The following is a 22,703-nucleotide window of genomic DNA, read 5'->3' as shown; positions in this document are numbered from 1 at the left end:
CCAAGCTGCGTGATGGCGGATCTTGCGATCCGCTTTCCTGCTGCTTGATCAAGACCGGTCAGGAGGACCAAAACATGACGGATCAAAGCCCCAACGATCTCTTCCACGCCTCCAGCTTCATGCAGGGGCACAATGCGGCCTATCTGGAACAGATGTATGCCCGCTATGCCAACGATCCGAACGCGGTCGATGAGGCGTGGCAGGCGTTCTTCAAGCAGTTGGGCGATGACGACCGCAGCATCAAGGCCGAGGCGACCGGACCAAGCTGGGCGCGCACCGACTGGCCGCCGCAACCGAGCGACGATCTGACCGCGGCGCTCGATGGTCAATGGCCTGCCCCGATCGAGACAAAGGCGGCAGGCGAAAAGATCAAGGCCAAGGCGCAGGAAAAGGGTGTCGAAATCACCGACGACGCCATCCAGCGCGCTGTGCTTGATTCCATCCGCGCCCTGATGTTGATCCGCGCGTACCGGATTCGCGGCCATCTCGCCGCCGATCTCGATCCGCTGAACATGCGCGACGAGACACCCCATCCCGAACTTGAACCAAAATCCTACGGTTTCACCGACAGCGACATGGATCGCCCGATCTTCATCGACAACGTTCTGGGCCTCCAGATCGCGTCGATGCGCCAGATCGTGGATATCGTCAAAAGCACCTATTGCGGCACGTTTGCGCTGCAATACATGCACATCTCGGACCCCGAACAATCCGCCTGGCTGAAGGAGCGGATCGAGGGTTACGGCAAAGAGGTCAAGTTCACGCGTGTTGGCCGCAAGGCGATCCTCAACAAGATGGTCGAGGCCGAGGGCTTCGAGAAATTCTTGCACGTCAAATACATGGGCACCAAGCGTTTCGGCCTTGATGGCGGCGAAAGCCTGATCCCGGCGATGGAGCAGATCATCAAGCGCGGCGGCAATCTTGGCGTCAAGGAAATCATCATCGGGATGCCGCACCGGGGCCGCTTGTCGGTTCTTGCCAACGTGATGCAGAAACCCTACCGCGCGATCTTCAACGAATTTCAGGGCGGCAGCTTCAAACCCGAAGATGTCGACGGCTCGGGCGATGTGAAGTACCACCTCGGTGCATCATCCGACCGCGAATTCGACGGCAATTCTGTGCACCTGTCCCTGACGGCGAACCCCTCCCACCTCGAAGCGGTGAACCCGGTTGTTCTGGGCAAGGTACGCGCCAAGCAGGATCAACTGAACGACAACGATCGCAAGCAGGTCATGCCGCTCTTGCTGCATGGCGACGCCGCTTTTGCCGGTCAGGGCGTTGTCGCGGAATGCTTCGCACTCTCCGGCGTGCGCGGTCACCGCACCGGCGGCACGATTCATATCGTGGTCAACAACCAGATCGGCTTTACCACCGCACCGCATTTCAGCCGCTCCTCGCCCTACCCCACCGACAACGCGCTGGTGGTCGAAGCGCCGATCTTCCACGTCAACGGCGATGACCCCGAAGCGGTGGTTCACGCCGCCAAGGTCGCCACGGAGTTCCGCCAGAAATTCAGCAAGGACGCTGTGATCGACATTTTCTGCTACCGCCGCTTCGGTCACAACGAGGGGGATGAACCGATGTTCACCAACCCCTTGATGTACAAGAAGATCAAGCAGCAAAAGACCACGCTGAGCCTGTACACCGAGCGTCTGGTCAAGGACGGCCTGATCCCCGAGGGCGAGATCGAGGATATGAAGGCGGCGTTCCAGTCTCATCTCAACGAAGAGTTCGAGGCGGGCAAGAATTACAAGCCGAACAAGGCCGATTGGCTCGACGGGCGCTGGTCGCATCTCGACCGTCAGAAACAGGGCAAGTACCAGCGTGGCAAAACCTCGATCAAGCCCGAGACAGTGGAGGAAATCGGCACCGCGCTGACCACCACGCCCGATAACTTCCCGCTACACAAGACCGTGGCGCGCCTGCTCGATACCCGCAAGGAGATGTTCGACAGCGGTCAGGGCTTTGATTGGGCAACTGCCGAGGCTCTGGCGTTCGGCTCGTTGCTGACGGAAGGCTACCCGGTCCGCCTGTCCGGCCAGGACAGCACCCGAGGCACCTTCAGCCAGCGCCATTCCGGGCTGGTCAATCAGGACAACGAAGACCGCTACTACCCGCTGAACCATATCCGGGAAGGCCAGTCGCGCTTCGAGGTGATCGACAGCGCCCTTTCGGAATACGCCGTCCTTGGGTTTGAGTACGGCTACAGCCTTGCCGAACCCAACGCGCTGACCCTGTGGGAAGCACAGTTCGGCGATTTCGCCAATGGTGCGCAGATCATGTTCGACCAGTTCATCAGCTCCGGCGAAAGCAAATGGCTGCGCATGTCGGGCCTCGTCTGCCTGCTGCCGCATGGCTTTGAAGGTCAGGGACCGGAACACTCCTCTGCCCGTCTGGAACGGTTCTTGCAGATGTGCGGTCAGGACAACTGGATCGTCGCCAATTGCACAACCCCGGCGAACTATTTCCACATCCTGCGTCGCCAATTGCACCGCTCGTTCCGCAAACCGCTGATCCTGATGACCCCGAAATCGCTTCTGCGCCACAAGCTGGCCGTTTCAAAGACCGAGGAATTTGTAACCGGGTCCAGTTTCCACCGTGTCTTGTGGGATGATGCCCAATACGGCAATTCCGACACCAAGCTAGTGGCGGATGACAAGATCAAGCGCGTGGTGATGTGTTCCGGCAAGGTCTATTACGATCTGCTCGAAGAACGCGACGCACGCGGCATCGACGACATCTACCTCCTGCGGTTCGAACAGTTCTATCCGTTCCCGGCGATCTCTGCGGTCAAGGAACTGGAACGGTTCCCCGATGCCGACATGATCTGGTGTCAGGAGGAGCCCAAGAACCAGGGTGGCTGGACCTTCATGGAGCCGAATATCGAATGGGTTCTGGGCCGCATCAAAGCCAAGACCAAACGCCCGAAATACGTGGGCCGCGCCACATCGGCCTCACCTGCCACAGGTCTGGCCAGCCAACACAAAGCACAGCAAGCAGCACTCGTAGACGAAGCGCTGACGATCGAAGGAAAGAAATGACATGACCACCGAAGTGCGTGTACCCACATTGGGCGAATCCGTAACCGAAGCCACGGTTGCCACATGGTTCAAGAAGCCCGGTGACGACGTCGCCGTGGACGAGATGCTGTGCGAGCTCGAAACCGACAAGGTCACGGTTGAAGTCCCCTCGCCGGTGGCCGGAAAACTGGCCGATATCGTGGCAAACGAAGGCGATACCGTCGGTGTCGATGCTCTGCTGGCGAATATCGCGGAGTCCGGCGAGGCCGGCGCGACACAGGTCGAGGAACGCCCGTCCGAGGCAAAGGCCGAAAAGAAGGCCGAAGCGGACAAACCGGCCAAGGACAAGGACGACGGCGGCAAATCGGTCGATGTGATGGTGCCCACTTTGGGAGAATCCGTGTCCGAGGCCACGGTCTCGACATGGTTCAAGAAGGTTGGCGACACCGTCGCGCAGGACGAGATGCTGTGCGAGCTTGAGACCGACAAGGTTTCCGTCGAAGTCCCCGCCCCGAGCGCCGGCACCTTGAGCGAAATCCTCGCTGAAGAGGGCAGCACCGTCGAGGCCGGAGGCAAGCTCGCCGTGATCGGCGGAAGCAGCGGAGCGTCGACATCGGCGAGCGCACAGGAAACCAAACCCGCCCCCGCCGCACAGCCCGCCAGCACCGGCGGCGATGTCGAAGACGCACCGTCCGCCAAGAAGGCTATGGCCGAAGCCGGCATCTCCGCCGATCAGGTTCAGGGCACAGGCCGCGATGGGCGCATCATGAAAGACGACGTCGCCAAAGCGGTTGCCGCCGCCTCCAGCGCCCCGGCGCAAACCTCTGCCCCGGCAAGCGCCCCCCGCGCCCCGGTCTCCGCCGACGATGCCTCGCGCGAGGAACGGGTCAAAATGACCCGCCTGCGCCAGACCATCGCCCGCCGCCTCAAGGACGCCCAGAACACCGCCGCGATCCTGACCACCTATAACGAGGCGGACATGACCGGGGTCATGGAGCTACGCAACGAGTACAAGGACCAGTTCGAAAAGAAGCACGGCGTCCGCCTCGGCTTCATGTCCTTCTTCACCAAGGCCTGCTGCCATGCGCTGAAAGAGGTGCCCGAGGTCAATGCCGAGATCGACGGCACCGACATCGTCTACAAGAACTTCGTCCATATGGGCGTCGCCGCCGGCACGCCGCAGGGTTTGGTCGTTCCGGTGATCCGCGATGCCGACCAGATGAGCTTTGCCGAGATCGAGAAAGCCATCGCCGAAAAAGGCCGCCGCGCCCGCGATGGCAAGCTGAGCATGGCCGAAATGCAGGGCGGCACCTTCACCATATCGAACGGCGGCGTCTACGGCTCTCTGATGTCCTCACCCATCCTGAACCCGCCGCAATCCGGCATTCTGGGCATGCACAAGATCCAGGACCGCGCGATGGTGATCGGCGGCGAGATCGTGATCCGCCCGATGATGTACCTCGCGCTGAGCTACGACCACCGCGTTGTGGACGGCAAGGGCGCTGTGACGTTCCTCGTGCGGGTGAAAGAGGCGCTCGAAGATCCGCGCCGGTTGTTGATGGATTTGTGAGGGTTGTGCGCGACGGCGCATCCCATAACCATGTTGTAAGGTGCGCCATCCCAGCGCGCCTCACTCACTAACAGGACCGCCATGACCCCAGAACTCACCGCCCTCACCCTCGCAGCGCTGCTCCAAGTGCTACAATTCGTGCTCATGGCCGTGCCTGCCAACCTCGAACTCGGCCCCGGCAAGACCGCCTCTCCGCGCGATCGCAAGCGGTTGGGGGGCAGTCTCGAAGACCAGTTGAGCGACAAGACCGCGCGTCTCTACCGGGCGATGAACAATCATTTCGAAGGGCTGATCCTGTTCGGCATCGCCTGCACGGTGATCAGCTTCTCCGATCAGGGCACGGCCCTGACCGCGCTGTGTGCCGTGATCTATCTGGTCGCCCGAGTGCTCTACATCCCGGCCTATTATTTCGGCTGGACGCCGTGGCGCTCGGTGATCTGGTTCGCGGGGTTCGGCGCGACCACCCTGATGCTGATCGCGGCGCTTATGTAACTTCTCCGGTTCAAAATACCTCGGGGGAGCGCGCAAGGCGCGCGGGGGCAGCGCCCCCGATCCCCACCCAAGAAAAGGAAGACCCAATGGCACAGTATGACGTCATCATCATCGGCTCCGGCCCCGGCGGCTATGTGGCCGCGATCCGCTGCGCGCAGCTGGGCCTGAAGACCGCCTGCGTCGAGGGCCGCGAGACACTGGGCGGCACCTGCCTCAACGTCGGCTGTATCCCCTCGAAAGCCTTGCTGCATTCCAGCCACATGCTGCACGAGGCCGAGCACAATTTCGCCAAGATGGGACTGAAGGGCAAATCCCCTTCGGTCGACTGGAAGCAGATGCTGGCCTACAAGGACGACGTGATCGAGACCAACACCAAGGGCATCGAATTCCTGTTCAAGAAGAACAAAATCGACTGGCTCAAGGGCTGGGGCTCCATCCCCGAGGCGGGCCGCGTCAAGGTTGGCGACGAGGTGCATGAGGCCAAGAACATCATCATCGCTTCAGGCTCCGAAGTGTCGCCGGTGCCCGGTGCCGATGTGACGGTGGACGAGAAAACCGTGGTCAGTTCCACCGGCGCGTTGGAATTGCCCAAAATCCCCAAGACCATGATCGTCATCGGCGCGGGCGTGATCGGGCTGGAGCTTGGTTCGGTCTACAGCCGTCTGGGCACCGAGGTGCAGGTGATCGAATTCCTTGATCGGGTCACGCCGGGGATGGACGGAGAAGTGCAAAAGACCTTTCAGAAGCTCCTCACGAAACAGGGGCTTAAATTCACCATGGGGGCCGCCGTGCAAAGCGTGGACGCGTCCAAGGGCAAGGCCAAGGTGAGCTACAAGCTGCGCAAGGATGACAGCGAGCACAGCGCCGAGGCCGATGTGGTGCTCGTCGCCACCGGCCGCCGCCCCTATACCGACGGCATCGGGCTTGATGCGCTTGGGATCGCAGTGTCCGAGCGGGGCCAGATCAAAACCGACAAGCAGTGGCAGACCAACGTGCCGGGCATTTACGCCATCGGCGATTGCATCGACGGCCCGATGCTCGCGCACAAGGCCGAGGACGAAGGCATGGCCTGCGCCGAGGTGATTGCGGGCAAGCATGGTCATGTGAACTACGGCGTCATTCCCAGCGTGATCTACACCCATCCCGAGGTTGCCACCGTCGGCCAGACCGAAGAGCAACTGAAAGAAGAAGGCCGCGCCTACAAGGCGGGCAAGTTCTCCTTCATGGGCAATGGCCGGGCCAAGGCGAATTTTGCCGCTGACGGGTTCGTCAAGATCCTCGCCGACAAGGACACCGATCGCATCTTGGGCGCGCATATCATCGGCCCGATGGCGGGGGATCTCATTCACGAGGTCTGTGTCGCGATGGAGTTCGGTGCGGCCGCCGAGGATCTGGCAATGACCTGCCACGCCCACCCCACCTATTCCGAAGCGGTACGCGAAGCGGCGCTGGCCTGCGGCGACGGCGCGATCCACAGTTAAGAAACCCATTTACCACGCAAAGCGGGAAGCCATGTCGACATGGCTTCCTGAAGCGGGTTTGAAACCGCTTGGGACAGGCTCTTGAGAAAGAGCCTTGATGCTGAAAAGAAGCGGCGCCGCCCCGTTCGGGCTGACCATTCTCTCAAAATCAGGGGTTGCCCCCCGGACCTGTACCCCTCTCGGGGCCTGCTGAAACCGGTCTCTCATGGTCGGCGCGTCACCACCGGAAAGAGAGCAAAGTCAAATCTGTCGCGGTGTGGGAGTGACCCTGTCCGCTCGTTGCGCAACGTGGGGGCACACTAGCGGTCAAGCGTTAACGGTTTGCCAACCCACCGTACGCCGGTGTTAGGGCTGGGCCACAAACCCCGCCTCGGCGTTGAGCCGGTCCGAGGCCGTCTCGATCCGCTCTTCCAGCAACGCCAGAAACTCCGCACGCGGCAGCCCCGGAGGGATCGGTTCCAGAAACTCCACCACCGCCGTGCCCTGCTTGCGATAGATACCGCGCTTGGGCCAGAACAGGCCGACATTGGCGGCCACCGGCACGCAGGGCTGTTTGAGTTGTTCGTAAAGCACCGCAGGACCCACCTTGTAGGGCGCCTTGACGCCCGGTGCGATACGGGTGCCTTGCGGGTAGATGATCAGCTGTCCGGCTGTTGCCTCACCCCGCGCGACCGCAGCAACCATCTGCTTGATCGCCGCGCCGCGCTTGCCGCGATCGACCGGGATGCAGCCGATGCGCAGACCGTATTGGCCGACTACCGGCGCGTACATCAAGATACGTTTCATGATGAACTTGCCTGCTGGCAGGGCCGAGAACACCATGAACACATCCAGAAAGCTTTGGTGTTTGGCAGCGACGATACATTCGTAATCAGGCGGCGTGCCGCGCACTTCGGTTTTCAACCCGATCATCCAGGGTGCCGCCCAGCGCACATAGCGGCACACGCTCATGCACCCGACGCGCGCGCCCTTGCGGGAAAAGACCGCCCAGGGGAACAGCACGAGGCCGACCACGGCAATCGCCAGATAGACCGAGGCCATGTAGATCAGCGACCGCACCCACTGGATTGCGTATGACATCAGGCCAACTCCTCAAGCACGCGGTTGGCGGCAAAGCGCGTGGCGACAAGCGCGACAAGCCCCGACAGCGGCGGGATCAGCACCACCCAGAGCCAGCCCCAGCCCTGAATGGTCAATCCGGTCAGAAAGCTGGCCGCGTCGCCGCCCGACGGCACCAGAAACAGCGCGACGACGCCGATCACAGTGCCGAACGCCGCGCCGATGAGGGCGCGCAAGGCAAAGCGGCGGACGAAAGCGCTGGCGATATAGGTGTCTTTTGCCCCCACCAGCCGCAACACCGCAATGACCTGCGCGTTCGCCGCCAGCGACGCATTGGCCGCCAACGTGACCATCGCCGCCGTTGCCGTGGCGATGAGCAGGATCGACGCCCATCCCAGCAGGCGCAACCGGGCCGCCGCATCCACCAGAGGGCGGCGCCAGCGGGCGTGATCGTCCAGCACGGCGGCGGGCGCTTCAGCGGCAAGTCGCAGGCGCAGACCGGCGGCGTCATAGCCTTCGGCGGTTTCGGAAATGTCGATCAATTGCGGCAGCGGCAGATCCTCGATCGGCAGGTCGGGGCCGAACCACGGCGTCAGAAGCGCACGCTGTTCCTCAAGGGTCAGCGCGTTGGCTTCCTCGATTCCCGGCGTCGTGCGCAGCACGCGCAGCGCCGCTTCGGTCTGGGTTGCCACTTCGCCCGCCGGGGCCGAGATGCGCACGGTCGAGGATTGTGCCAGCTCTTCGCCCCAGCGATCCGCGACCCGCCCGGCGGCGAGCGACAGTGCCAGAGCAAACACCGCAAGGAATGCCATCGCGAAAGCGCTGAACAGGGTCAGCCGTGCCGTGAAACCGGTGGGCGGAACGACGCGGTCGGACTTTTCGTCAAACAGCAGCATTTGCGCCGTGGCGCGCAGATCGAACTTCACAAATCCGCCCCCGCTGTCTGCAACCGCCGGTTGGAAATGCGCAGCACCCGTGTCTGCACCTGTGCTTTTGCCGCGCGGATCAGGCTCAGATCGTGTGTTGCCACCAGCACCGTTTTGCCCATGCGGTTAAGCTCCACCAGCAGTGTCAGCAGGCGCTGCGACATCTCCCAGTCGATATTGCCGGTCGGCTCGTCCGCCAGGATCACATCCGGCGACATGATGACCGCGCGGGCCAGGGCGGCGCGCTGGCGCTCTCCGCCCGACAGTTCCGGCGGCAGGGCTTCGGCGCGCGAGGTCAGGCCGACCCAGGCCATCAATTCCTTCAGATTGGCATCCGTTCCGGTGGCGTCCTGCCCGGACACGGCGAGCGGCAGGGCGATGTTCTCTGTCACCGAAAGATGATCGAGGAATTGGCAATCCTGATGCACCACGCCCACCTTGCGACGCAACAGCGCCACGTCGTCACGGCCAAGGCTGCGCACATCGCGATCAAACAGGCGCACATGGCCCGCAGTTGCCTGCAACGCGCCGTAGCACAGCTTGAGAAACGTGGTTTTTCCCGATCCTGATGGTCCGGTCAGAAAGTGGAACGACCCGCGTGGCACGGTGAGGGAGATGTCGGTCAGCAATTCGCCACCGCCATAACTATACGCCACATTTTCTAGCTCGATCACGGCGCTGCTGCCCCTGCCCTTGGTTGGCGCTGTTGTGCCTGAGCATCGTGCCGGTTTCAATGCGCCCATAGGGGTTGTAGGGGGTTTTACATGCAGATCGGCGGGCCTATGCTGTGCGAATTGGTGAGGAACGACGACGGCCGGCAACACGGGCGCGTCAAAAAAGGGCGATAGGCGAAATGCGGCTGACCTGTCCAAGCTGCGGGGCACGATACGAGGTTCCCGCCGATGTCATCCCCGAAGACGGGCGCGATGTCCAATGTTCCAATTGCGGCAACACCTGGTTTCAGGCACGCGATACCGAGGACAGCCCCGAAACACTGGCCGCCGAGGCCTCCGCGCCCAAGGACGCGGTCTGGCATCCCGAGGTCGAGAGCGATATCGATGACGGGCCATCGGTCAATCAAGGTGCCGCACCCGCCGAAAAGCCTGCGCCAACCCCGCCCAAGCGGCGCGAACTCGATCCGTCGGTGGCCGACATCCTGCGCGAGGAAGCCGCGCTGGAAAGCCGAGCGCGTGCGTCTCAGGCTGGTGTTCTGGAAGAGCAGCCCGATCTGGGATTGCAGGAACCCGAGGACGAAGCCGCCAAGCGTGCGCGTCAGGCTCAGGACCGGATGCGCAGATTGCGCGGCCAGGATGCAGCGGGCGCGGCAGCAGCTTCGGCGGTCAGCGATCGGCCGCAATCTCGGGGCGACATGCTGCCCGATATCGACGAGATCAACCAGACCCTGCGCGCGTCGAGCGAACGGCGCGAGGTGCGCACGCTTCAGGGCGATCTTGATGACGACGACGATGACGCCGGCGGATTTGGCCGTGGCTTCATGTTTGTGGTGCTTCTCTTTGTTTTCCTGACAGCGCTCTACATCTTTGCGCCGCAGCTCGGCGAAACGATCCCACAGCTTGCCGGATTGCTCGACAGCTATGTGTCGATGGTGAATCAGGTCCGCGCTTGGCTCGATACGCAAATCGCGACAGTTTTCGCATGATCGGTGGCGGTTCCGACGACGCGATGGCCATGAGCGATGCCTGATCGGCGTTTGCTGCTTGAGCTGCCGGCCCTCAGGCCATTTCCGGCCAGTTTGCGAGGCTTTCCGCAACTGGACCTATCAGTGACACATCTTTGGCCCTAACGGCAGCCGCGTGATATGCCCAGAATGAGCGAGCCGTGGCTGGGATCGCACCTGCCCTGCGGTGATTCTCAGAGGGAGACGACAGCCATGGACGGCACATTGTCAAAAAATGATCTTAGCCACATCGTTGAGGCCGACCGCGCCCATGTCTGGCATCACCTGACACAGCATAAACCATTCGAGACGAACGATCCCCGGATCATCGTCGAGGGCAAGGGCATGCGCGTCTGGGACCAGAAGGGCAAGGAGCATCTTGATGCGGTGTCCGGTGGCGTCTGGACCGTCAATGTCGGCTACGGGCGCGAAAGCATCGCCAAGGCCGTTTATGACCAGTTGATCAAGCTGAACTATTTCGCCGGGTCCGCAGGGTCGGTTCCGGGCGCATTGTTCTCGGAAAAGCTGATTTCGAAGATGCCGGGAATGACCCGCGTGTATTACACCAATTCGGGGTCCGAGGCGAACGAGAAGGCGTTCAAGATGGTCCGCCAGATCGCGCACAAGCGCTATGGCGGGTCCAAGCACAAGATCCTTTACCGCGACCGCGATTACCACGGCACCACGATCACCTGTCTGTCCGCCGGTGGCCAAGAGGAGCGCAACGCGCAGTACGGTCCCTACACTCCCGGTTTCGTGAAGGTTCCCCATTGCCTTGAATACCGCGCCGCAGATCAGGGCGCTCCGAGCGAGAATTACGGCGAATGGGCCGCTGACCAGATCGAGCAAGTGATCCTGCGCGAAGGCCCGGACACCATCGGCGCGCTCTGCCTCGAGCCGGTCACAGCCGGTGGCGGCGTCATCACTCCGCCCGAGGGGTACTGGCAGCGCGTGCAAGAGATTTGCCGCAAATACGACATTCTGTTGCATATTGACGAGGTCGTCTGTGGCGTCGGCCGTACCGGCACATGGTTCGGCTACCAGCAATACGGTGTGCAACCCGACATGGTCACGATGGCCAAGGGCGTCGCGTCGGGCTATGCGGCGATTGCCTGCCTGGTGACCACAGAAGACGTGTTCTCCATGTTCAAGGACAATTCCGACGATCCGATGAACTATTTCCGCGACATTTCCACCTTTGGCGGCTGCACCGCAGGCCCGGCAGCGGCGCTCGAGAATATGCGGATCATCGAGGACGAAGATCTTTTGGACAACACCACGCGCATGGGCGAGTATATGATCGACCAGTTGCACGGGCTTGCCGACAAGCACAGCGCCATCGGCGATGTGCGGGGCAAGGGTCTGTTTCTTGGCGCCGAGTTGGTCGAGGACCGCGACACGCGCGCGCCCGTCGATGAAAAGCGGGTCCAGCGCGTCGTGGCCGATTGCATGGCGCAAGGCGTGGTGATCGGTGCGACGAACCGGTCAATTCCGGGCTTCAACAATACGCTGTGCTTCAGCCCGGCGCTGATCGCCACCAAAGACGACATCAACCAGATCATCGCGTCTGTTGATGCAGCCTTGGGTCGCGAATTCGGGTGAGCGATGCCTCGACGCTGACCCAGCGCCGCAATGCGCTGGGTCAACCTGTCGGTCTGCCGGTCAGTGACACAAGCGTCCGACCGACGCCTCCGCGCACGCCGATGGTCGGGCGGTTCTGCTCGGTCGTGCCGATGTCGCTGGAGCATGCCGGCGATCTCTACACGGCGTTCAAAGAGGACACCGAGGATCGCATCTGGACCTATCTGCCCAACGGCCCCTACCGCGACGAGGTTGCGTTTCGCGCGTGGGTCAAGACGGCGATGAATGCCGATGATCCGCTGATGTTCAGCATTCTTGTTGATGGGCACGCGGTGGGCCATGCCAGCTATCTGCGTAACGCGCCACAGGCCGCATCCATCGAGGTGGGGTTCATCAATCTCTCGCCTCGCCTGCAACGCACCCGCGCCGCGACGGAGTTTCAGTATCTGATGATGGCGCGCGCGTTCGATGAGTTGAACTATCGGCGCTACGAGTGGAAATGCGACGCGCTGAACGCGCCCTCTCGCACGGCGGCAGAGCGGCTGGGGTTTACCTATGAAGGGACGTTCCGGCAGGCGACCCACTACAAGGGCCGCAACCGCGATACCGCGTGGTATTCGATCCTTGATCGCGAGTGGCCAGCCTTGAAAGCGCGATTCAGCAGATGGTTGGCGGATGACAATTTCGACGCGGATGGCCGGCAAATCCGCACACTGACGGTGGCGTAACCGCTGCGGTTCTGTTCAAATCGGGCACGTTGCGCAAAAAGGTGTCCGCATGACAATCCTGACCCAGACCTGCACCCCGTTCGACGACCAGAAACCCGGCACATCGGGCTTGCGCAAGAAAACCCGCGTTTTCATGCAGCCCGGCTATGTCGAATGTTTCGTGCAGTCCATCTTCAACGCGATTGGCGGGGTCGCGGGCAAAACGCTGGTGATCGGCGGCGACGGGCGGTTCTTCAACCTAGAAGCAATCCAGACGATCCTGTGCATGGCAGCGGCGAACGGGGCGGCACGGGCGATTGTGGGCCAGGGCGGCTTGCTCTCCACCCCGGCGGCATCGCACCTCATTCGCAAGCGCGGCGCGGATGGCGGCTTGCTTCTGTCGGCAAGCCACAATCCGGGCGGAGTGAATGCGGATTTCGGAATGAAATTCAACACCCCCAACGGTGGCCCCGCCCCCGAAGCCGTCACCGACGCGATCTTTGCCGAGACGCAGGCGATCACAAGCTTCAAGACCGTCAAAAGCAGCGACATTGACCTTAACACTCTGGGAGAGACGCAGTTGCACGCGACGACGATCGAGATTGTCGATCCGGTCGCGGATTATGCCGCCTTGATGCAGGAGCTGTTCGATTTCGACGCGATCCGCGCGTGGTTTGCGAACGGCAAAACAATGCGCTTTGACGCGATGCATGCGGTGACGGGCCCCTATGCGACGACGATCCTGCAAGACATGCTTGGCGCGCCAGACGGCACGGTCTTGAACGGCGTGCCTTCGGTTGATTTCGCCAAGGGCCATCCCGATCCGAACCCGATCTGGGCCAAACCGTTGGTGGACATGGTGATGGCCGATGGAGCGCCCGATTTTGCCGCAGCGTCCGATGGCGATGGGGATCGCAACATGATACTTGGCAGGGGCGTTTATGTGACGCCGTCCGACAGCCTTGCGGTGATCGCGGCCAACGCCCACCTGACGCCGGGATGTGCGGCAGGCATCAAGGGCGTGGCCCGGTCCATGCCGACCAGCGCCGCGTGTGACCGGGTGGCCGAGGCGTTGGGTGTTGAATGTTTCGAAACGCCGACGGGATGGAAGTTTTTCGGCACGCTCCTCGATGCTGGCCGCGTCACGCTTTGCGGCGAGGAAAGTGCCGGTACAGGCAGCGACCATGTGCGCGAAAAGGACGGGCTTTGGGCAGTGTTGATGTGGCTGAATATCCTTGCCGCGCGCGACCTGTCGGTCAAAGAGACCCTTGATGGCCACTGGAGCACCTATGGGCGCAACTATTATTCGCGTCACGACTACGAGGCGCTCGACGTCGCTATTGCCAATGATCTTATGGCCGATCTGACGATGGATCTGGAAACTCTTGCCGGTCAGCAGTTCGGCGCGTGCAAGGTCACGTATGCGGATCGGTTCTCATATCACGATCCGGTTGACGGGTCGGTCAGCCACAATCAAGGACTGCGCATCAACTTTGACGGCGGTGGACGCGCAGTGTTGCGCTTATCCGGAACCGGAACCGAAGGCGCGACCCTGCGCGTCTACCTTGAACGCTACGAGCCGCCAGAGGGCGACCTTGGGATCGACACTCAGGCGGCGTTGGCGGATCTTGCCGAAGCCACGGCGCAGATCTGCGGTCTGGCACAACGCACCGGACGCAGTGTTCCTGATGTGATGACCTGAACCTCAGACCGGTGTCGCCTGCTGCCTCTGGCGAGAGGCGCGGCGCGTCACGACCTGACGGCGGACAAAGGCCGCGACGAAGATTGCGGTCTGGATCAGGATGATCGTCGGCGCTGGCGCACTGTCGAGGAAGAAGCTCAGGTAAACGCCCAAAAGCATCGACGCCATGTTGATCAGCACCGACAGCCACAGCATCGTCGAGAATTTGCGCACCAGCAGGAACGCGATCGCCCCCGGCGCGATCAGCAGGCCAATGGCAAGGATCAAGCCGACCGCTGACAATGTCGCCACGATGGTCAGGGACAGCGCGGCAAGAAGACCGTAATGAAGCGCATTGACCCACAGCCCGGAGGCACGGGCCTGCGCGGGATCAAAGCTGTGCAACAGCCAGTCTTTCCATTTGAGCAACAGCACACCGCCCACCAGTGCGGATATGATGCCGGCAGTCCAAAGCTCGTGCGGCTCGACCCCAAGCATTTTGCCGAACAGGATGTGATCGAGATGGGCGTTGGTCTCGATCGAGACATAGAGCACGATGCCGACACCGAACATGCCGGAGAACACCACGCCCATCACCGTATCCTGTTTGACCCTGCTGTTGGTGGCCAGATAGCCGGTCGCCAGGGCGCAGGTCATCCCGGCGGCGAAGGCGCCGATGATCAGCGGAATACCGAAGATGTAGGCCAGAACGATGCCGGGCAGAACCGCATGGCTCACCGCATCCCCCATCAGCGCCCAGCCCTTGAGCACGAGGAAGCACGACAGGAGCGCCGTCGGCACGGCGACCATGATCGAGATGAAGAACGCGTTTTGCATAAATGCAAAGCGGAAGGGCAAAAGCAGGGTTTCGAGGTCCATCACACATGCTCCTGTGCAGGACTGACCGGCACCATGCTGTCGCGTGGCGGCCCACTGCGCAACGCGTCCCTGGCGCGGCGTCGTGCGGCCAAGAGGCCGTGGCGGGGCGCAAAGACAAAGACGATGAGGAAGATCAGCGTTTGCAAGGTCACGATGATGCCTCCTGTCGCACCGTCGAGGAAATAACTGATGTATGCGCCGAAAAAGCTCGTCAGTGTTCCGATCAGGACCGACGTGATGATCAAGCGCGGAAAGCGGTCGCACAGCAGGTAGGCGGTTGCGCCCGGCGTGACCACCATTGCGATCACAAGGAAGGCTCCGACCGTCTGCATCGCGGCCACGACCGAGGCGGACAGCAGTACAAAGAACATCGCCTTGAGCCGCGTGGGGTTCAGGCCGATGGTGCGGGCGTGGTTTTCGTCAAAGAACGTGACCATCAGATCTTTCCACTTGGCCAGCAGGACCGCGAGGGACACAAATCCGATGATCGCCAGTTGCAGCGTGTCTTCGGGCGTGATGGCAAGGATGTTGCCCATCGTGATGGTCTGGATCGACACCGACATCGGGTTGACCGACACGATGAACAGGCCAAGGCCAAAGAACGAGGTAAAGATCAGCCCGATGATCACATCCGGCTTGAGCCCCGAGCGCTCCGACAGGAAGAGCATCGCGCCCGCCGCCAAGCCGCCGGCGATGAACGCGCCGAGCGCGAATGGCAGGCCAAGAATGTAGGCACCCGCCACCCCCGGTACAACCGAATGCGACAGCGCATCGCCGATCAGGGACCACCCCTTGAGCATCAGGTAGGCCGACAAGAACGCACACACCCCGCCGACAAGCGCCGACACCCACATGGCGTTGACCATGTAATTGTAGCCGAACGGTTCCCAAAGCGACGCGATCATGGCTTGGTATCCGTGCGCTGGGTTTTCTCGCCGTATTGCACGAAGGGGCGCTCGTCATCGGTAAAGATCGTGACTTCGCGCGCATCCTCGTCGTCGTGCAGATCTTCACCGCCAAGGGTAAAGTGACGCAGGACACCGCCGAACGCCGCTTCGAGGTTGGCGCGGGTGAAAGTGGTTTCGGTCGGCCCGTAGCTGAGCACGGTGCCTTTCACCAACACGGTGCGGTCGCAGAATTCCGGCACCGATCCAAGGTTGTGGGTCGAGACCAGCATCACCCGCCCCTCATCGCGCAATTCGCGCAGCAGAGCGACGATCTGGTCTTCGGTCTTGACGTCCACACCGGTGAACGGTTCGTCCAGCAGGATCACCTGCCCGTCCTGCGCCAGAGCGCGCGCCAGAAACACGCGTTTGCGCTGGCCGCCTGACAGTTCTCCAATTTGGCGGTGGCGAAACTCCCGCATGTTCACGCGCCCCAGCGCCTGATCCACGGCCTCGTGATCCGCCGGTTTGGGGCGGCGCAAAAAGCCCATGTGGCCATAGCGCCCCATCATCACGACGTCTTCGACCAGCACCGGAAAGGCCCAATCCACCTCTTCGGATTGCGGAACGTAAGCCACGAGATTCTTGGCCAGCGCCTCTCGGACAGGCATTCCAAGGATGCGAATGTCACCGCTCGCGGCCGGAACGAACCCCATGATCGCCTTGAAAATCGTGGATTTGCCAGCGCCGTTCACCCCGACCAGCGCCGTCACGGTGCCGCGCGGGATTTCGAAACTGGCGTTCCACAGGGCGGTGTGTCCGTTGCGATAGGTCACGGTGACGTCTTGCAGCATGAGGCCGCTGCCGGTGTGCCCTGATGCGACGGGCTGCCCTCGGCTCTGCTCATTATCGAGCATGGCATTGTCCTTTGCGGTGCCGTGTCCCTGCCGGGACCGGGTGATGTGGTGTCGGCCTCATTGCGAGGCGGATCTCAGACCGTCGACAACGGTGCGCGACGTGACGGTCAGCAGATCAAGATAGGTGGGGACAGGTCCGTCGGCGGTGCTGAGCGAATCGACGTAAAGTTCGCCGCCATAGGTCGCGCCGGTTTCGCGGGCGACCTGTTTGGCGGGTGAGGTGTTGACCGTGCTTTCACAGAACACCACCGGAATGTCATTGTCGCGCACCCCGTCGATTACCGCGCGTACCTGTTGCGGTGTGCCGACCTGATCGGCGTTCATCGGCCAGAGATAGAGTTCCTTCATTCCGAAATCCCGCGCCAGATAGCTGAACGCGCCTTCACATGTGACCAACCAACGCTGCTCTGGGGGGATGGTTGCAATTTCATCGCGCAGCGGCTCGATCGTGGCGCGCAATTCTTCCCTATAGCGCTCGGCGTTGGCAGCATAGGTGTCGGCGTTGTCGGGATCGTACTGCGCAAACGCCGTTTCGATATTGTCGATGTAGATCAGTGCGTTGTCCAAACCCATCCACGCGTGGGGGTTTGGCTTGCCCTCGTAGCTGCCCGCCGCGATGGAGATCGGATCGACCCCGTCTGTCAGCGTGACCGAGGGAATGTCGCCAAGATTGGACACGAATTGTTCGAACCAAAGTTCGAGGTTCATTCCGTTCCAGAGGATGAGATCGGCATCATAGGCACGCACGATGTCCTGAGGAGTTGGCTCATAGCCGTGGATCTCGGCTCCGGGCTTGGTGATCGACACGACCTCCGCAGCTTCACCGGCAACATTGGCGGCCATGTCGGCCAGCACGGTAAAGGTCGTGACAACCTTCATCCTGTCGTCGGCCGCGGCAGTCGTCGCCAGAACGGCGAGGAGCGCGGCGGCGGCTGATGCAAGGGGTCTGATCGTCATGAATTATGCCTCCGATGGGCTTATGTCAGGTCCGGTCTGCACATGCAAATCACTCTCAACAACTTAGTCACTTGCGAATTGTTCGCAACTCCAAATTGAAGGTATCCTGTGGTTTTTAACCCCACGGACGCAGCGGAAAATCGCAAAGTGCTGACAAGTCTTTTCCCGCTTCCCCTGTCGGCTTGCCCGGAAGCGGGCTAAGTCAGTAGCACGAGGACACAGACGCCGTTGCAAACGCCCGTCGCCCCGAGGGAAACGACCGATGACATTTGACAAGACCGAGCACACCGATGACGCCGATGACGAGACGCCGCAAAGGCTGACGTTTGAATCCGACAAGGGGTCGTCGCGCTCAACCTGGATCGCTGCGGCTTTCGTGGTGGCGATTGTGGTGTGGATGGGCAGCGGCTTCATCTTTCCCTCCGACCAGGCGGAATCGTCAAACATGCGCGAGGCGCCCAAGCCGGTGTCGGTTGCCGTGAGAGCCGCGACTGCGGAAACGGTGACACAGCTTTATCGCGCCGAAGGTCAGGCCCTGCCCGACCGTGACACCATGATGCGCGCCGAAACCTCTGGCGATATCGAGGCCGTGCTGGTGCGCAAGGGACAGGACGTCGCCGCCGGGACGGTGATCGCCAGGTTCGATCCCACGAACAACAAGGCCGACGCCAACCGCGCCGCCGAGGAATTGGCCCGTGCCCAGCGCGAGTTCGACAACGCCCAGCAATTGCTGGATCGGGGTGTCGCGACGATTGACCGGATGACCGACGCGCGTGCCGCACTGGCCTCGGCGCAGGCGCAGGTCACCGCGGCCGAACAGGCGGCCAAGGCATTGACGATCACCGCGCCCTTTGCCGGACGTATCGAAACGCTGGATATCGATGAAGGCGAGTTCGTGTCAGCGGGCACCGAAGTGGGCCGCCTGGTCGATATCACTCCGCTGACGGTGGCGATTCAGGTGCCCCAGCAATCGCTGACGCGCATTTCCGTCGGCCAGACGGCAACGGTCCGGTTCATCACCGGAGAAGAGCGCGACGGCACGGTTGTCTTTGTCGGCACGTCCGCTGCATCGGAAACCCGCACCTTTCTGGCAGAGGTCGAGATTGCCAACGAGGACGGCAAAATCCCTGCTGGCATCTCGGCAGAGGTGATCATTCCAACCGGCGAGGTCACTGCGCATTTCCTGTCGCCCTCTATCGTATCGCTGAACTCCGAAGGCACGCTGGGCGTCAAGACCGTGAACGACGACGATGTGGTCGAGTTTTTCCCGGTCGAGGTGGTGAAAGCGCAGATCGACGGCATCTGGGTGACCGGCCTGCCCGAAACGGTCAACGTTATCACCGTGGGTCAAGGCTATGTCAGTGCGGATGACACCGTCATTCCGAGCGCCGGAGACACAAACGGATGAATGCCATTATCAACGCCGCATTTTCGCGGGCGCGCGTCGTCATCATGACCCTGTTCATGGTGCTGACCGTGGGTGTCTATGCCTATATGGCGATCCCCAAGGAATCGACGCCCGAAATACCGTTGCCGTTTTTCTATGTCTCGACCGGGCTTGACGGGATCAGCCCGTCCGACGCCGAACGCCTGCTGCTGGAGCCTTTGGAAACCGAGTTTGCGTCAATTGCGGGGCTGGAAAGCCTGAAATCAGACGCCTCCGAAGGGTTTGCGAGCCTGCAACTGGAGTTCAGCCCCGGATTTGAAAGCCAGGAGGCGCTGGGAAAGGTCCAGGACGCGGTGGATCGTGCCGAGAGCGAGTTGCCGAGCGACGCCTATGACGTCACCATCACCGAGATCAATACCGCACTGTTCCCCATCGTCACCGCGATCCTGTCCGGCTCTGTGCCCGAACGCACGCTGAATGATCTGGCCGATGAAATGCAAGAGGAGATCGAGGCGCTGCCGGGGGTGCTTGAGGTCGATATCGGTGGTCAGCGGTTCGAGTTTCTGGAGGTGCTGATCGATCCGACGGTGTTTCAGACCTACAATCTGTCCTTTGATGAATTGATCGGCCAGATCCAGCGCAACAACCGGTTGATCGCCGCAGGCGCCATCGAGACCGGCGCGGGGCGGATCGTGCTGAAAGTGCCGGGGCTGATCGAGGGGCTGGAAGACGTCATGGCGATGCCCGTCAAGGTGCGCGGCAACGCGGTTGTGACCTTTGGCGATATCGCAACGATCCGGCGCACCTTTGACGATCCGGATTCCTTTGCCCGCATCAACGGGCAACCGGCGTTGGCGCTCGAGGTCAAGAAACGTTCGGGCGCGAACATCATCGAAACGGTCGATCAGGTGAAGGAACGGGTGGAAGAACTGCGCGCGGACTGGCCGGAAAGTGTCAAGATCACGTATCTTCAAGACCAGTCCGAGCAGGTGAAGACCTTTCTCAGCGATCTCGAAGCGAACGTGATTGCGGCCGTGATCCTCGTGATGATCGTGATCGTTTTCGCGCTCGGCTTCCGCTCGGCGGTTCTGGTTGGTCTGGCCATTCCGGGCGCGTTCTTTTCCGGTGTGATTGCGCTTTGGGCGATGGGCTACTCGATGAACATCATCGTGCTGTTCGCGCTGATCCTTGTAGTCGGGATGCTGGTGGACGGGGCTATCGTCACGACCGAGCTCGCCGACCGGAAACTCCAGGAGGGCGTGCCACCGCGAGAGGCTTATTCCTTCGCCGCCAAGCGCATGTCATGGCCCATCATCGCCTCTACTGCCACCACGCTAAGCGTGTTTTTCCCGCTGTTGTTCTGGTCGGGCATGGTGGGGCAGTTCATGAAATTCCTGCCCATCACCGTTATCCTGACGCTCACGGCATCGCTGTTCATGGCGCTGATCTTCATTCCGGTGCTGGGCAGTCTGATCGGCAAGAGGCAACCGCAATCAGCCAACGCCAAGGCCGCGCTGCACGCTGCCGAGCTGGGCGATCCGCGCGACATGGGGGGCATTACCGGTGCGTATGTGCGCCTGCTGGAGCGCGCCATTCTGCGGCCTGCAACCACATTATTGCTCGCGGTTGCGCTGCTCTTGGGCGGGTTCGGGCTATACGGGCAATTCGGAAAGGGCATCACCTTCTTTCCCTCGATCGAGCCCGAGTTCATGCAGGTTCAGGTGCGTGCTCGCGACAATTTCTCGATATTCGAGCGAGATGCGCTGGTGCGGGCGGTTGAAAACCGTCTGCTTGGCTATGACGAAATCGCCAGCATCTACGCCCGCTCGACCATGAGCGCAGGCCGTGGTGACGAGGAAACCATCGGCACGCTTCAGCTTGAGTTGACCGACTGGGACACGCGCCGCACCGCGGCCGAGATCGGCGTCGATATTCGGAATGACGTGTCCGACATTGCCGGTATCGACGTTCAGGTCCAGACCGAAAGCGGCGGGCCGACGTCGGGCAAACCCATCAACCTGCGTGTCAGCGGAGCATCCTCGCGAGCGCAGGAAAACGCGGTGCAGCAGATTCGCGACGTCATGGACCGGATGGGCGGATTCACCGACGTGACCGACACCCGTCCCGTTCCCGGCGTCGAGGTTTCGATTCTGGTCAATCGCGCCGAAGCCGCGCGCTTTGGTGCCGACGTGAGCCTGTTGGGTCAGGCGGTGCAGCTTCTGACCCAAGGCATCACGGTGGCCGATTACCGCCCCGATGACATTGACGGCACGCTTGACATAAGGGTGCGGTTCCCGCGCGCGGAACGCTCTCTGGCAGAGCTTGCCAGCTTGCGGGTGCCGACCTCCTCGGGATTGGTGCCGATTTCGAACTTCGTGACCTTCGAGCCGACCGACCGAATCGGTGTGATCCGCCGCATCGACGAAAAGCGTGTGACGACGATTGAGGCCAACGTCGCCCCCGGTGTGCTTGTCAACGATCAGGTTGTAGCGCTGACGGATGCCTTGGAGGAGGCCGACCTGCCCGAGGGAATCTCGTTCACGTTTGCCGGCGAGGCGCAGGACCAGCAGGAAAGCATGGCCTTTCTGATCACCGCGTTCATCGCTGCCGTGTTCCTGATGTTCGTCATCCTCGTGTTGCAGTTCAACAATTTCTATCAGGCGGTCATCGTGATGAGCGCGATCGTCTTTTCCATTGCCGGTGTCTTGCTGGGGCTGGTGGTCACCGGTCGCCCCTTCGGGATCGTCATGGGAGGGATCGGTGTCATCGCCCTGGCCGGGATCGTGGTGAACAACAACATCGTGTTGATCGATACCTATAACGATCTGAAAAAGGCCGGGCAGTCGCCTCTCGAAGCGGCTCTGCGCACCGGCGCGCAACGTTTGCGTCCGGTGGTTCTGACGTCGGTGACGACCGCCCTTGGCCTGATGCCGATGGTTATCGGCCTGAACCTGAACTTCTTTACGCGCGATGTCGTGTATGGCGCGCCATCAACGCAGTGGTGGACCGAGTTGTCCTCCTCCATCGCGGGCGGTCTGGTCGTGGCAACGGTGCTCACCCTTGTGGTCACGCCCGCGATGCTGATGCTGGGCGAGCGCAAACGCCACAGGGCGCACGCTGCGCGTTAGGAACCCACACGTCTCGCTTTCTAAGCCAGCGATACGGCGACACGCTTGTTGAGCATCAATAGGCTGCTGTCAGAGGAAGGTGAGTGTTCGCCATCCTTGCAGCGCGCAGGCCGTCGCGAAGTTCTCGGTCGTGCACGCCAATTTGGCGCGCGCCCCGCATTGCCGGTTGGAGAGGTCAGTGGTGAGCCGTGCAGGGATCGAACCTGCGACCCACTGATTAAAAGTCAGTTGCTCTACCAACTGAGCTAACGGCCCACTGGAGCGGTGTCTAAAAAGAGGGCGTTGAAGGGTCAACCCCAAAAAGTCACATTCCGCCATTGAGTTAAAGATTGACGCCCGCGTAAGTGCTGTCGGGC

17 protein-coding genes and 1 tRNA gene are annotated in these 22,703 nt (G+C 61.6%); 10 read left to right on the top strand and 8 right to left on the bottom strand.

Annotated features, from left to right (window positions below; translation table 11 throughout):
* The first annotated feature begins 74 nt into the window (after nucleotides 1–74).
* The 4 genes from ACGKZZ_RS03690 to lpdA all read left to right on the top strand — a co-directional run bounded on the left by ACGKZZ_RS03690 (nucleotide 75) and on the right by lpdA (nucleotide 6,563).
* The gene (locus ACGKZZ_RS03690; RefSeq protein ID WP_411222082.1) at nucleotides 75–3,041 is read left to right on the top strand and encodes a 2-oxoglutarate dehydrogenase E1 component; all 2,967 of its coding nucleotides are present in this window, start codon (nucleotides 75–77) and stop codon (nucleotides 3,039–3,041) included.
* 1 nt (nucleotide 3,042) lies between these two features.
* Nucleotides 3,043–4,590 carry a 2-oxoglutarate dehydrogenase complex dihydrolipoyllysine-residue succinyltransferase gene (gene odhB, locus ACGKZZ_RS03685; protein ID WP_411222081.1) on the top strand — a complete coding sequence of 516 codons (1,548 nt, stop codon included), beginning with the start codon at nucleotides 3,043–3,045 and terminating at the stop codon, nucleotides 4,588–4,590.
* 81 nt (nucleotides 4,591–4,671) lie between these two features.
* Entirely contained in the window at nucleotides 4,672–5,082 is a 411-nt protein-coding gene (locus tag ACGKZZ_RS03680; RefSeq protein WP_411222080.1) for an MAPEG family protein, read from the top strand.
* An 86-nt stretch (nucleotides 5,083–5,168) separates the two neighbouring features.
* Nucleotides 5,169–6,563, top strand: a complete 1,395-nt coding sequence (lpdA, locus tag ACGKZZ_RS03675; RefSeq protein ID WP_411222079.1) for a dihydrolipoyl dehydrogenase — start codon at nucleotides 5,169–5,171, stop codon at nucleotides 6,561–6,563.
* A 345-nt stretch (nucleotides 6,564–6,908) separates the two neighbouring features.
* Here lpdA and ACGKZZ_RS03670 read toward each other — a convergent pair whose 3' ends face one another.
* Genes ACGKZZ_RS03670 through ACGKZZ_RS03660 form a run of 3 tightly spaced genes read right to left on the bottom strand, consistent with a single transcriptional unit; the run spans nucleotide 6,909 to nucleotide 9,222 of the window.
* Entirely contained in the window at nucleotides 6,909–7,643 is a 735-nt protein-coding gene (locus ACGKZZ_RS03670) for a lysophospholipid acyltransferase family protein (protein ID WP_411222078.1), read from the bottom strand.
* Nucleotides 7,643–8,518 carry a cell division protein FtsX gene (locus ACGKZZ_RS03665; protein WP_411222205.1) on the bottom strand — a complete coding sequence of 292 codons (876 nt, stop codon included), beginning with the start codon at nucleotides 8,516–8,518 and terminating at the stop codon, nucleotides 7,643–7,645. The genes ACGKZZ_RS03670 and ACGKZZ_RS03665 overlap by 1 nt, the downstream gene beginning before the upstream one ends.
* 26 nt (nucleotides 8,519–8,544) lie before the next feature.
* Nucleotides 8,545–9,222: a cell division ATP-binding protein FtsE gene (locus tag ACGKZZ_RS03660; RefSeq protein ID WP_411222077.1), complete on the bottom strand. Its 678-nt coding sequence runs from the start codon at nucleotides 9,220–9,222 to the stop codon at nucleotides 8,545–8,547.
* Nucleotides 9,223–9,401: 179 nt separating this feature from the next.
* Here ACGKZZ_RS03660 and ACGKZZ_RS03655 point away from each other — a divergent pair, with 179 nt between their 5' ends.
* The 4 genes from ACGKZZ_RS03655 (at nucleotide 9,402) to ACGKZZ_RS03640 (ending at nucleotide 14,216) form a co-directional block, all read left to right on the top strand.
* Nucleotides 9,402–10,208 carry a zinc-ribbon domain-containing protein gene (locus ACGKZZ_RS03655; RefSeq protein WP_411222076.1) on the top strand — a complete coding sequence of 269 codons (807 nt, stop codon included), beginning with the start codon at nucleotides 9,402–9,404 and terminating at the stop codon, nucleotides 10,206–10,208.
* Nucleotides 10,209–10,439: 231 nt separating this feature from the next.
* Complete coding sequence (locus ACGKZZ_RS03650; protein WP_411222075.1) at nucleotides 10,440–11,828, top strand: aspartate aminotransferase family protein; 1,389 nt, start codon at nucleotides 10,440–10,442, stop codon at nucleotides 11,826–11,828.
* On the top strand, nucleotides 11,825–12,535 hold the full coding sequence (locus tag ACGKZZ_RS03645; protein ID WP_411222074.1) for a GNAT family N-acetyltransferase: 711 nt from the start codon (nucleotides 11,825–11,827) through the stop codon (nucleotides 12,533–12,535). Before ACGKZZ_RS03650 ends, ACGKZZ_RS03645 begins: the two co-directional genes overlap by 4 nt.
* 49 nt (nucleotides 12,536–12,584) lie before the next feature.
* Nucleotides 12,585–14,216 (top strand): alpha-D-glucose phosphate-specific phosphoglucomutase, encoded by a 1,632-nt coding sequence (locus tag ACGKZZ_RS03640; RefSeq protein WP_411222073.1) that lies wholly within the window; start codon nucleotides 12,585–12,587, stop codon nucleotides 14,214–14,216.
* A 3-nt stretch (nucleotides 14,217–14,219) separates the two neighbouring features.
* Here ACGKZZ_RS03640 and ACGKZZ_RS03635 read toward each other — a convergent pair whose 3' ends face one another.
* The 4 genes from ACGKZZ_RS03635 to ACGKZZ_RS03620 form a co-directional block, all read right to left on the bottom strand.
* Nucleotides 14,220–15,074: a metal ABC transporter permease gene (locus ACGKZZ_RS03635; RefSeq protein ID WP_411222072.1), complete on the bottom strand. Its 855-nt coding sequence runs from the start codon at nucleotides 15,072–15,074 to the stop codon at nucleotides 14,220–14,222.
* A complete protein-coding gene (locus ACGKZZ_RS03630) occupies nucleotides 15,074–15,979 on the bottom strand; it encodes a metal ABC transporter permease (protein WP_411222071.1) in 906 nt (301 codons plus the stop codon). Before ACGKZZ_RS03630 ends, ACGKZZ_RS03635 begins: the two co-directional genes overlap by 1 nt.
* Nucleotides 15,976–16,812 carry a manganese/iron ABC transporter ATP-binding protein gene (locus ACGKZZ_RS03625; RefSeq protein ID WP_411222204.1) on the bottom strand — a complete coding sequence of 279 codons (837 nt, stop codon included), beginning with the start codon at nucleotides 16,810–16,812 and terminating at the stop codon, nucleotides 15,976–15,978. The genes ACGKZZ_RS03630 and ACGKZZ_RS03625 overlap by 4 nt, the downstream gene beginning before the upstream one ends.
* Nucleotides 16,813–16,932: 120 nt before the next feature.
* Nucleotides 16,933–17,832, bottom strand: a complete 900-nt coding sequence (locus ACGKZZ_RS03620) for a metal ABC transporter substrate-binding protein (protein ID WP_411222070.1) — start codon at nucleotides 17,830–17,832, stop codon at nucleotides 16,933–16,935.
* Nucleotides 17,833–18,094: 262 nt separating this feature from the next.
* Between ACGKZZ_RS03620 and ACGKZZ_RS03615 the strand changes: the two genes are divergently transcribed.
* Both ACGKZZ_RS03615 and ACGKZZ_RS03610 read left to right on the top strand, forming a co-directional pair.
* The gene (locus tag ACGKZZ_RS03615) at nucleotides 18,095–19,240 is read left to right on the top strand and encodes an efflux RND transporter periplasmic adaptor subunit (RefSeq protein ID WP_411222069.1); all 1,146 of its coding nucleotides are present in this window, start codon (nucleotides 18,095–18,097) and stop codon (nucleotides 19,238–19,240) included.
* Nucleotides 19,237–22,347, top strand: a complete 3,111-nt coding sequence (locus ACGKZZ_RS03610; RefSeq protein ID WP_411222068.1) for an efflux RND transporter permease subunit — start codon at nucleotides 19,237–19,239, stop codon at nucleotides 22,345–22,347. The genes ACGKZZ_RS03615 and ACGKZZ_RS03610 overlap by 4 nt, the downstream gene beginning before the upstream one ends.
* Nucleotides 22,348–22,526: 179 nt before the next feature.
* Here ACGKZZ_RS03610 and ACGKZZ_RS03605 read toward each other — a convergent pair.
* Nucleotides 22,527–22,602 (bottom strand) — tRNA-Lys (locus ACGKZZ_RS03605).
* Nucleotides 22,603–22,703 lie beyond the last annotated feature (101 nt).

This window comes from Marivita sp. S2033, assembly GCF_046592965.1.
Lineage (GTDB): Bacteria > Pseudomonadota > Alphaproteobacteria > Rhodobacterales > Rhodobacteraceae > Marivita.
This window is presented reverse-complemented; position numbering and strand designations above follow the sequence as displayed.

Excerpts from the sequence above, each read along its gene's own strand:
- ACGKZZ_RS03625 (WP_411222204.1), bottom strand. The coding sequence starts at position 16,812 with ATGCTGCAAGACGTCACCGTGACCTATCGCAACGGACACACCGCCCTG.
- ACGKZZ_RS03680 (WP_411222080.1), top strand. The coding sequence starts at position 4,672 with ATGACCCCAGAACTCACCGCCCTCACCCTCGCAGCGCTGCTCCAAGTG.
- ACGKZZ_RS03635 (WP_411222072.1), bottom strand. The coding sequence starts at position 15,074 with ATGGACCTCGAAACCCTGCTTTTGCCCTTCCGCTTTGCATTTATGCAA.
- ACGKZZ_RS03640 (WP_411222073.1), top strand. The coding sequence starts at position 12,585 with ATGACAATCCTGACCCAGACCTGCACCCCGTTCGACGACCAGAAACCC.
- ACGKZZ_RS03615 (WP_411222069.1), top strand. The coding sequence starts at position 18,095 with ATGACATTTGACAAGACCGAGCACACCGATGACGCCGATGACGAGACG.
- ACGKZZ_RS03665 (WP_411222205.1), bottom strand. The coding sequence starts at position 8,518 with ATGCTGCTGTTTGACGAAAAGTCCGACCGCGTCGTTCCGCCCACCGGT.
- ACGKZZ_RS03610 (WP_411222068.1), top strand. The coding sequence starts at position 19,237 with ATGAATGCCATTATCAACGCCGCATTTTCGCGGGCGCGCGTCGTCATC.
- ACGKZZ_RS03620 (WP_411222070.1), bottom strand. The coding sequence starts at position 17,832 with ATGACGATCAGACCCCTTGCATCAGCCGCCGCCGCGCTCCTCGCCGTT.
- ACGKZZ_RS03690 (WP_411222082.1), top strand. The coding sequence starts at position 75 with ATGACGGATCAAAGCCCCAACGATCTCTTCCACGCCTCCAGCTTCATG.
- lpdA (WP_411222079.1), top strand. The coding sequence starts at position 5,169 with ATGGCACAGTATGACGTCATCATCATCGGCTCCGGCCCCGGCGGCTAT.
- ACGKZZ_RS03650 (WP_411222075.1), top strand. The coding sequence starts at position 10,440 with ATGGACGGCACATTGTCAAAAAATGATCTTAGCCACATCGTTGAGGCC.
- odhB (WP_411222081.1), top strand. The coding sequence starts at position 3,043 with ATGACCACCGAAGTGCGTGTACCCACATTGGGCGAATCCGTAACCGAA.
- ACGKZZ_RS03655 (WP_411222076.1), top strand. The coding sequence starts at position 9,402 with ATGCGGCTGACCTGTCCAAGCTGCGGGGCACGATACGAGGTTCCCGCC.
- ACGKZZ_RS03670 (WP_411222078.1), bottom strand. The coding sequence starts at position 7,643 with ATGTCATACGCAATCCAGTGGGTGCGGTCGCTGATCTACATGGCCTCG.
- ACGKZZ_RS03630 (WP_411222071.1), bottom strand. The coding sequence starts at position 15,979 with ATGATCGCGTCGCTTTGGGAACCGTTCGGCTACAATTACATGGTCAAC.